The sequence below is a fragment of the Streptomyces sp. NPDC048415 genome (genome assembly GCF_040651675.1).
Classification (GTDB): Bacteria; Actinomycetota; Actinomycetes; order Streptomycetales; family Streptomycetaceae; genus Streptomyces.
In genome coordinates this window covers 1-9356 of record NZ_JBEZKJ010000167.1, presented here as the reverse complement: position 1 = coordinate 9356, position 9356 = coordinate 1, and the positions used below count along the sequence as shown (strand labels likewise).

6 protein-coding genes and 4 pseudogenes are annotated in these 9356 nt (G+C 70.2%); 6 read left to right on the top strand and 4 right to left on the bottom strand.

Annotated elements, in window-relative coordinates; translation table 11 throughout:
- Nucleotides 1-327: 327 nt before the first annotated feature.
- Nucleotides 328-1430, bottom strand: a pseudogene (locus AB0D27_RS44050) (winged helix DNA-binding domain-containing protein).
- A complete protein-coding gene (locus tag AB0D27_RS44045) occupies nucleotides 1427-2299 on the bottom strand; it encodes an aldo/keto reductase (RefSeq protein ID WP_362520930.1) in 873 nt (290 codons plus the stop codon). Before AB0D27_RS44045 ends, AB0D27_RS44050 begins: the two are co-directional and overlap by 4 nt.
- Nucleotides 2300-2320: 21 nt before the next feature.
- On the opposite strand from AB0D27_RS44045, the gene AB0D27_RS44040 reads away from it, so the two are divergent.
- The 3 genes from AB0D27_RS44040 (at nucleotide 2321) to AB0D27_RS44030 (ending at nucleotide 5326) form a co-directional block, all read left to right on the top strand.
- Nucleotides 2321-2620, top strand: a complete 300-nt coding sequence (locus AB0D27_RS44040; RefSeq protein ID WP_362520927.1) for a hypothetical protein — start codon at nucleotides 2321-2323, stop codon at nucleotides 2618-2620.
- A 1002-nt stretch (nucleotides 2621-3622) separates the two neighbouring features.
- Nucleotides 3623-4369: a serine hydrolase gene (locus AB0D27_RS44035; RefSeq protein ID WP_362520932.1), complete on the top strand. Its 747-nt coding sequence runs from the start codon at nucleotides 3623-3625 to the stop codon at nucleotides 4367-4369.
- Between the two features lie 306 nt (nucleotides 4370-4675).
- Complete coding sequence (locus tag AB0D27_RS44030; protein ID WP_362520925.1) at nucleotides 4676-5326, top strand: tetratricopeptide repeat protein; 651 nt, start codon at nucleotides 4676-4678, stop codon at nucleotides 5324-5326.
- Between the two features lie 707 nt (nucleotides 5327-6033).
- Here AB0D27_RS44030 and AB0D27_RS44025 read toward each other — a convergent pair.
- Nucleotides 6034-6226, bottom strand: a pseudogene (locus AB0D27_RS44025) (aldo/keto reductase); the annotation flags it as partial.
- A 110-nt stretch (nucleotides 6227-6336) separates the two neighbouring features.
- A complete protein-coding gene (locus tag AB0D27_RS44020; protein WP_362520923.1) occupies nucleotides 6337-6762 on the bottom strand; it encodes a VOC family protein in 426 nt (141 codons plus the stop codon).
- Between the two features lie 166 nt (nucleotides 6763-6928).
- Between AB0D27_RS44020 and AB0D27_RS44015 the strand changes: the two genes are divergently transcribed.
- The 3 genes and pseudogenes from AB0D27_RS44015 to AB0D27_RS44005 all read left to right on the top strand — a co-directional run.
- Entirely contained in the window at nucleotides 6929-7936 is a 1008-nt protein-coding gene (locus AB0D27_RS44015; RefSeq protein WP_362520920.1) for a WYL domain-containing protein, read from the top strand.
- Between the two features lie 196 nt (nucleotides 7937-8132).
- Nucleotides 8133-8780 (top strand): annotated as a pseudogene (locus AB0D27_RS44010) (ABC transporter ATP-binding protein); the annotation flags it as partial.
- Between the two features lie 61 nt (nucleotides 8781-8841).
- Nucleotides 8842-9264: pseudogene (locus AB0D27_RS44005) on the top strand (IS982 family transposase); the annotation flags it as partial.
- Between the last annotated feature and the right edge of the window lie 92 nt (nucleotides 9265-9356).

The window sequence follows — 9356 nt, the reverse complement described above, 5'->3', positions numbered from 1 at the left end:
GCATCGTGTTCGACCAGCCACCGAAGCCACTCGACACGATCCCGCAGCAGCTCACCTTCGAGGACGCCGTGGAACCAACGTTCTGAGACACCACATCTAGTTGACCGGTGCGCAGCTGCGCAGCACGACGCTACCGGCTGGAGGCGACGTCTCGGGCTGCGTAGGCGAGCAGTTCACTGATGGCCGCCTCGTTCGAGGCGGGAGCCCGCGTACGCCACTGCTACAGCGTTCCCCGAACGGTCTGCGCAACTGCCTGGACGTCATGCACAGCGGCTTGTCGCACCCGCGAACAGGGCCAGGGTTCGCGAAGACGGCCCGAGGTCGCGGTCAGTCGGGGGATCCTGCGATCTCGGCGCGATCGCTGTCCTTGTCTGAGAGGAGTGAGGCCAGTGCCTGCCCCTGTTCGGCCACCTCGGAGCGTTCGGCTGGGGTGAGGCGGCGCAGCGGGGTGACGGTGACGGTGGCGTCCTGGTCGACGTTCCAGGTCGCAGCGACCCGCCCGTCGACCAGGACGACGCGCTCACCAGCGACCGACAGGCCGCGGTGGGCGTCGTCGATGATCCTGCCGCGATACTGGTAGCCGAGGAGCGCACTGTCGAAGGCCGGCAGGAACCGCACCGGGGCAGGGGTGTGGGGGCCGGGGCGCGGGGCGTCAGGCAGGTCCAGCAATTCCCGCCCGTGCTCGTCGCGGAAGCTGACCAATTCCGGGCGTATCGCGGCCACCGCAGCGGGCAGCCCGGCCAGGCCGCACCAGGCACGCAGGTCGGCTGAGGTGGCGGGGCCGTACGCGGCCAGGTAGCGCCGTACGAGGGCCTGGCCGACCGGGTCAAAGTCGTCCGGGTCGGGCGGGGCGATCTCACGGCCGAGCCAGGCGGAGAGCAGGACATTGCGCACTCCGGCCTTGGTGCGCCACAGCCCGCGTGGCGGGGTCTGCGCGACGGGGACCAGGGCGGCGATCAGCATCTCGCCCAGCGCGCGCCGCCCCGCCGTCGGCCACCGCCCTTCGACGGCCCGCACCAGCTCGCTCATGGTGCGGGGCTTGGCGTCGGCCATCACCGCCCGGCCCGCCGCGGCGAGTTCGTCGAGATCGACCCCGGCGAGTTCGCGGCGGTAGGTTCCCAGAACCCGCTGGCGCAGCATGGTGTCGTGGCGGGACCGCCAGGCCAGGGCGTCGTCGGCGGTGACGAGGTGGATGGTGCGGCGCATGAGATGGGTCCGCACGACGCGCCGTCCGATCAGCAGACCGGAAGGTGCGACGGGTCGAAAGCGTGCAGCCGCGACCAGAGTCCGACGAACGGTTCCTGCGGCTGATGTGCCTGCAGACCGCCGCGGTGGGCGACGGCGTCCTCGACAGGCATGTCGGCCGGGTCGAGCAGCAGTTGCCGGGCGAGTGTCGCTCGTCCCAGCGCTCTGTCGGTCAGGACGGTCATTCGCTCACCGCCGCCCGCTCCCCGGCCTTACGCCGCCGCAGTGCCGCCTGGGTGAGGGCTGGGGGCACGTAGGCGACATCAAGCGGGCCGACATCGGTGCCCGGCGGGACGATAGTGTCGATCCGGTCGAGGAGATCGTCGTCGAGTGTGGTCGTCGCGCCCGCGAGCAGGTCGTCGAGGTGTGCCATGGTGCGGGGGCCGATGATGGCTGCGGTGACAGCGGGGTGGGTGATGGCGAACGCCATCGCCATGTGGGTCAGCGGCAGACCGGCCTGCTCGGCGAGCGGGAGGAGTTGCTCGACGGCGTCCAGTTTGCGCTGGTCGGTCATGTGCTGGGGCACCCAGTGCATGCGTGCGGCGTGTGCGTCGGACGGGCGTCCTTTGCGGTGTCGGCCGGTGAGCAGGCCCATGGCCAGCGGACTCCATATCAGGGTGCCCATGCCGTGGCGCTCGCAGACCGGCAGCACCTCGCGCTCGATGGCACGGTTGAGGATCGAGTAGGGCGGCTGCTCGGTGCGGAACCGCTCCAGCCCGCGCCGCTCGGCCACCCAGTGCGCCTCGACGATCTGCGAGGGCGGCAGGTTGGAGCAGCCGAGGGAGCGGACCTTGCCGCTGCGGACGAGGTCGGTGAGGGCGGAGAGGGTCTCCTCGATGTCGGTCGCCGGGTCGGGGTGGTGGACCTGGTAGAGGTCGATATGGTCGGTTCCCGGGCGGCGCAGCGAGTGCTCGACCTCCGTGACGATCCAGCGCCGGGAGCTGCCCCGGCGGTTGGGGTCCTGGCCCATCAGGCCGTTGACCTTGGTGGCCGGCACGACGTCGTCGCGCCGGCCCTTGAGAAGCTGTGTCTGAACCTCCCGTGACTGTTCCACCGACTCGGCGGTTGTCAGGTCATGAAGATCCGGCGCTTGACCGCTCTCCTTGGAACCTTCGCCGCGACCGCACTGCTTGCGGTGGCCCTACCAACCTCCGCCCATGCCGCCGATGATGGCGGGAACGGCACCCCCGCCATCGCGGGAGATGCCGGTGGCATCCTCAACACCTACGGTGCACCGCTCATCAACGTTGATGGCCGTTGCCTCGTGCCGCTCCCCGAAGGTGAGGGCATCGGCGGTCACCTCCTCGGTGGGCCCAAGGCGGCATGCAACGTCGCCCCTGTCGATCAGTTCCAGGCCCCGCAGAAACTTCTCTGAACCGCTCCCCACCTGGGGAGCAAAGGCCGTACGCGGGCAGTGGTGCTCGGGGCCGCAATTCGGGCCGGCGCGGGCCAAGGTGATGACCGTGTCCTTGACAACGATCAGTCCCGTTCGGCTTCGCGGGAGGCCAGCTGCCCGCTCCTGTGGGAGGGTCGGCGGGTGATTCGCCTGGTCATGAGTGCTCATGTCCCGCGCCTGGGCCGCCCTCGCCGCCAGACCGAGGCGTTGCCAGCCACCTCGCAGCCACCTGAAGACCAACGCGCTGCCGCTGCCGTTCGGAACGGCGACCATCGGCGCCCAACCGAACGGCAAACCGGATCACCATCCTCCTTCACGCCCCCGTGGCCTGCGAAAAGAGGATGTGACACAGCTTCTGAGGACAGTTCGACGCATGAATCGCTCTCTTTCGTCGGTCGCCCGCCCGGTGCGGCGGCGGGCTGAGTTACGGATCGAGCGGAGAGACGAGGCAGCGACGGGGTGAGTTGTAAAGGGATGGCAAAGCCGTCGGGATGGCTGACGGGCACCGGGGCAGGGTCCTCGAAGGCGCGGCGAGGCCGGCCGCTGCTCGTGGTGCGGGAGTTGAGGCACGTGGACGCACTACGACTCGCGCCCGGCCGGGCCTCACCTGGCCCAGGATCGCGATGACGCCCACCGCGAGGAGCGCGGCGCCGCACCCCGAGCACGGCATGGAATCACCCCCGCCCGAGCCTGTGCTTCTCGCCACATTTCGTACCCAATGGGCCCTGTCGTGGCGGCGGTCACCTCGCGGGGCGGGCGTTTTATATACCTTCGCAGTTCCGTCCCGCCCCCCACGAACTGCCGAGGCCCGTCACCATGCCGCACCGACCGTCCCCCCTGCCGCACCCGCAGCGTGCGGGAAGTCGCAGGCCGCACGGCGGACACGCCGCCGTCCGCGCCGGCGTGCTCGCGGCCGCGCTGGCGACGCTCTTCGCAGCCGGCTCGCTCGCACCCGCGGCCGCGACCCCGGCGTCGGCGTCGATGGGGCCCGGCACCGCCACGGCCGTCGCCCTCGCGGTCGCGCAGCCCCAGGGGAAGGCCCGGGTGACGGCCGCGGTGGTCGACCTGGACGGCACGGGCCGGGAGCCCGCGGTCTACGGCGACGACACCCCCTACGACACCGCGAGCATCGTCAAGGTCGACATCCTCGCCACGGCGCTGCTCCAGGCACAGGACAGCGGACACGACCTGACCACGCAGGAGCGCGCCCAGGCGGAGGCGATGATCAGGCGCAGCGACAACACGGCGGCGAACACGCTGTGGCGGCGCATCGGTCTGGCGCCGGGCCTGGAAGCGGCGAACAAGCGGCTGGGACTGACATCGACCAAGGGCGGCCCCGGCGTCAAGTGGGGGCTGACGCGGACGACGGCGAGCGACCAGATACGGCTGCTGCGCGCGGTGTTCGACACCCGCCCCGCCTCACCCGCGGGGTCCACGGCGCTCAACGCCGCGTCGCGCAGCTACCTCCGTACGCTGATGACGCGCGTCATCGGCGAACAGGCGTGGGGCGTCTCCGCGGCCGGCGGCTCCGGATGGGCGTTGAAGAACGGCTGGCTGCAGCGCAACACGACCGGGCTGTGGGACGTCAACAGCGTCGGCCGGATCACGGCGAGCGGACACCACTATCTCGTCGCCGTCCTCTCGGACGGCAACACGTCGATGAAGGACGGCGTCGCGCTGGTGGAACGTGAGGCGCGGGCGGCTGTCACCTCGGCGACCGCCCACTGACGACGGGCCACCCATTGAGCGGTGTGGCTCGTCCGGCGTCCTGACGTGGCATCAGGGGGCTCCGGCCGCGCGATGGTGACGGTCACCGGAGCCGGTGCCCTCGCGTGCGAGGTGCTCAGAGCCTGTGTCTGAGGCCTGCATGACAAGGTGAGCTCGTCTCGAACGGGTTGCGATGTCTCAACCCTGTACAGGCCAGGGGCTTGTTGCTTGGAGCGTCTCCCGCTCGGGGACGTTGCAGGTCGGCGGTGACGGAGGGGTGGTCGCAATTTCCGTCGCACTACGTGCCGATGATCGTACGATCACCGCATGACTGCGGATACGCGAATCAAGCAGGCTGAAGTCCTCTACGAGCGAGCCGTCTTCGGTGGTGACAGCGGCGCACTGGCCACCGCCGACCTGGGCCTCGATGCGGTCGAGGCAGACCTCGCCCTGGCCCGTGGCCGCCTGATCCATGCCCGTTTCCTCGACGAGCGGGTCGAGGAGGCACGCGAGCTGGAGCTCTTCCAGCGGGCAGCAGAGCTGTACGGACGGATCGGCGATGGGCGGGGCGAGGGCGAGGCACTGTTCTGGGTCGGCACCTTCCACCAGGTGGTCCGCGACGACACACGGACGGCCTTGCCCGCCTTCACGCGCGCCCTCGATCTCGCCACCCAAGCCGATGACCAGCTGACCATGTCCTACGTGCTTCGACACCTCGGCTTCGCTGAGCACATGGCCGGACGGCTGGACGCGGCACGAGGGCACTTCGAGGAGTCCACGCGCCTGCGCCGCGCGCTCGGGTTCGTGCCAGGAGCGGCGGCAAACCTGATCGCACTCGCGCAGCTCGCCGCCGAGCAAAATCAGCGGGACGAGGCGGCAGCTCTCCTCAAGGAGGCCACGGAACTGGCCGAGAGGACGGAATCCGACCGCGTCCTGCGCTGGGTGGTGGCAGCCCGCGAGAAGCTCAACTTGCAGTAGCAGGGTGGCGCTTCACCCTTTCCTGGCAGTCGGATGAGCAGGAAGCGGACAAGTTAGCCGCCACGTCATCAAGGCTGCGGTTGTGCCGGGCACCGTCACGGGCCGTACGGTGGCGTGTATGGGCAGTCAGGGGGTTGTCCGGCTGCGGCTGGCCGCGGCCGAGGCCCGTAAGGCGGCCCCTCGGTTGTGTCGCGGGTGTGGTGGTCCGTTGATGCCGTCGGTGAAGTCAACGGCGGTGTTCTGCTCGTCGGCCTGCCGTTCGCGGGACTGGCGCCGGCTGCGGCGGACGCGAGCGAGGACCGAGGCGATCCAGGCCGCAAGGACCGCCGACTGCCCGGAGTGCGGCGCCAGTTGGACGGTCGGGGTGGAACATCCTGCCTCGGCACGGTACTGCTCTCCCCGCTGCCGCAGACGGGCCTGGCACCGGCGGCGCGCGGAACAGGGTGGGGTGTGAGGCCGCGCGTTGCACCGGGCCGGGAACGCTCCACGCGCCGGGGTTGTGCGCCCTGGCAGGCGGCCTGCGGCCGTCGGATGGTGCCAAATGACGGATACTACCGGCGAGTTGACGGCATGAAGGATGCCGCGCCGCCGCCCGTGGGGGTGGGTGCGGATGTCCGGAAACGTCGGCAGTGTGACCCGGGACCGCTACGACGAGCTGGTCAAGCAGGGCCGGGACTGGGTGGAGACGATGAGCCGCGCCCAGTGGCGATCTCCTCAAACTCGCCGTCGGGCCCGTACACGTCGGCGGTGTCGATGAAGTTGATCCCCCGCATCCAGGGCGCGGTGGACCATCCTGACGCATTCGCCGTGGTCGGGGTTGCCCATCTGGCCGAACATCATGGTGCCCAGGCAGTAGGGGCTGACCTGAATTCCGGTCCGCCCCAGCGCACGCGTCGTCATGACGGTGTCCTTGTCTTCGATGTCTTCGACCGAGTCGCACTGACGACCTGGTGAAACGGGCGGCGGGGCGGTGTGCCCGGGCGGCGGGTGACCGCCGCCCGAGCCGGTGATCAGCCCGCGTTGTATTCGACGGCGACGTCCACGACCCAGGTGACGCCGAAGCGGTCCTTGAGCATGCCGTAGAGGGGCGCCCACTGGGCGGGGCGCAGCGGCTGCAGGACGGTTGCGCCCTCGGTGAGCTTCTCCCAGTACGCGGTGACCTCGTCGGCCGTCTCGCCGCGCAGCGAGAGGAAGAACGCGTTCTCGCCCTGGTCCCACGGCTGGCTCGAGGGGACGTCGTAGGCCATCACCCGGAATCCGTTGTCGGCGGCGACCTGGCCCCACATCACCTGGTCCGCCTCCGCCGGGTCCTGGACGTTTCCGGCGTCCTTGTAGGTGACCACGGCCAGGTGCCCGTCGAAGACGGACTGGTAGAAGGTCAGTGCTGCGCGGGCGTCGCCTCGGAAGTTCAGGTGGGTCACTGCGTTGACGGACATGATGGGCTCCTCGCCTCTTGTAAACACAGAGCTGGATGGTCACGCGTGCCGGCACTTGCTCCAAGGCCCGTGAGGCGCATCGGCCCCGGGTCCGGCCCGGTTCGGGGACTACAGTCGCACCAGTAGCGGTCAGGGTGTGGCCGCTTCTCGGGGCACCATGGAGACCATGCAGAAGACTTCCGCGCGGCTGCTGTCGTTGCTCTCCCTGCTCCAGGAGCGCCGGGACTGGCCAGGGGCGCTGCTGGCCGAGCGGCTGGACATCAGCCCGCGCACCGTGCGCCGCGACGTCGACCGCCTGCGCGAGCTCGGCTACCCCATCGTGAGCAGCAAGGGCCCGGACGGCGGATACCGGCTCGGCGCCGGCACGCAGCTGCCCCCGTTGCTGTTCGACGACGCGCAGGCTGTCGCCCTGGCCATCGCACTCCAGATCGCCACCACCAGCGGCGCCGGCATCGAGGAAGCCGCGGCCCGCGCGCTGACCACCGTCCGGCAGGTCATGCCCGCCCGGCTGCGCCACCGGATCGAAACCCTCCACGTCACCGCCGTCGAACGGCCCACGACCCGCCCGGCCCCGCAGGCCGACAGCACCGTGCTCATGACACTCAGCGCCGCCGTCCACGCCCGCGAGACGCTGCGCTTCGATTACTCCTCCGCATCTGCGCGGGGCGCCGGCGACAACAGCACCGACGCGTCTCCACCGCGCCGGGCGGAACCCCATCACCTGATCACCTGGGGCGGACGCTGGTACCTCGTCGCTTGGGACCTCGACCGCGAGGACTGGCGCACCTTCCGCGCCGACCGGATCACCCCGCGCACTCCCACCGGCCCGCGTTTCATCCCGCGCGAACTGCCCGGGGGCGACGTGGCCGCCTTCGTCGCCGGCAGGTTCCAGGGGTCGGACGGCTCCGGCGACTGGCCCTGCCGCGGTGAGGTGATCCTCGGCCTGCCCGCCGCCGACGTGGCCCCGCACGTCCACGACGCAGTCGTCGAGGAATTCGGGCCGCACCGCTGCCGACTCATCCTGGGCTCGTGGTCATGGCCTGCCCTCGCCGCCGTCCTCGGCAGGTTCGACGCCGACATCAAAGTCGTCGGCCCCGCAGAACTCAAAGACGCCTTCGCACGCCTGGCCCGCCGCTACGCCGACGCCGCGACCGCACCTTCCTCACACCGGTGAACCGGGCACGGGTCGGCCGCAGCCCGGCATCGGCGTCGACCAGGCAGCCCTGACGATCCTTCATGAGGTCGACGCAACCAACAACCGGCGCCACGACCGCATGCTCGACCTCGCCGGAAACAGCTGGATGGCGACCTCGCCGGCAAGCGGATCACCGACTGGGGTGCTGCCTTCAAGCCCGAGACCGACGACATCCGCCGCCGTGACCTGGCTGGCAGCCCGGATGTCTCAAGCGGCCATCAGTGTCGGCGAGTTGGTCGCGGTCTACGGGTACGCTGCGGTCCTTGTCGTGCCGGTCTCGTTCTTCATCGAGGGCGGCTACGATCTCGGCCGCGGACTGGTCGCTGCCCGCACAGTCATGCGTTTCCTGGCTTTGGAGCCCGATTCCGCGGGCAGGGAAGCGGCTTCGGACGGGCCCGTGTCGCCGTCCACGCTTCGTGATCAGGCATCCGGCGTCGAGGTGGCGCCCGGAAGACTGACCGCACTGGTCAGCGCCGGGCCGTCGAAGTCCGCGGCGGTGGTCGACCGCCTCGGCCGATTCGTCGAGCCGGCCGCGACCGGGGCGCAATACGCCTCGACGAGATCGACCTGACGCAGGTTCGCCGACGGATCCTGGTCGCGGACAACGAGGCCGATCTGCTCGCCGGCCCGCTGCGCGACGTGATCCGCGGCAAGCGGGACCGGGACGAGGAAACCATCGGTCGCGCAGCGCACCCGGCCATGGCGCAGGACATCGTCCGGGGCCTGCCGGACGGACCGGACTCCCCCGTCGACGCGCAGGGCCGCAACCTCCCCGGGTCAGCGGCAGCGCATCCGCCTGGTCCGGGCCCTGCTGGCCGATCCCTAGGTGAATGAGTCCAAGGGATCGCCTGCGGATATGAGACGAGGGCGTCCAACGTCGATGTGTGACGAACGACCTGGACACCCTCGCAACGGCGCTGTATGCCCGGAATCGACGACGAATTGAAGGCTTCACCGTGGTTGGCGCCGTGGCGGCCGGCCATTGGGATCGTGCCCACGCTCAGTGACGCCGAGCTGATCACGCTCGCGGTCATGTCGGCGCTGCTCGGCTACACCTCCGAGCGGCGCTGGCTGCGCCGTGTCGGGCGGGACTTTGGCCACCTGTTTCCCTACGTGCCCCAGCAGTCCGGCTACAACAAGCGGCTGCGCGCCGCGTCCTCGCTGCTCACCAGCATGATCCGGATCCTGGCCCGGGACACCTCGCTGTGGAGCGACGATGTGTGGCTGGTCGACTCCACCCCGGTCGGCTGCGGATGCTCCCGCGAGACGGCCAACGCTCGGACCTGGCGGGCTGGGCCCAGTACGGCTAGGCCATTTCTGATGGCTCTTGGTGGGCTGGGTGGATCTCGTGGTTTGCCGGGCAGGACGCCCGTATGGTGCGGCGACACGAGCTCACGGA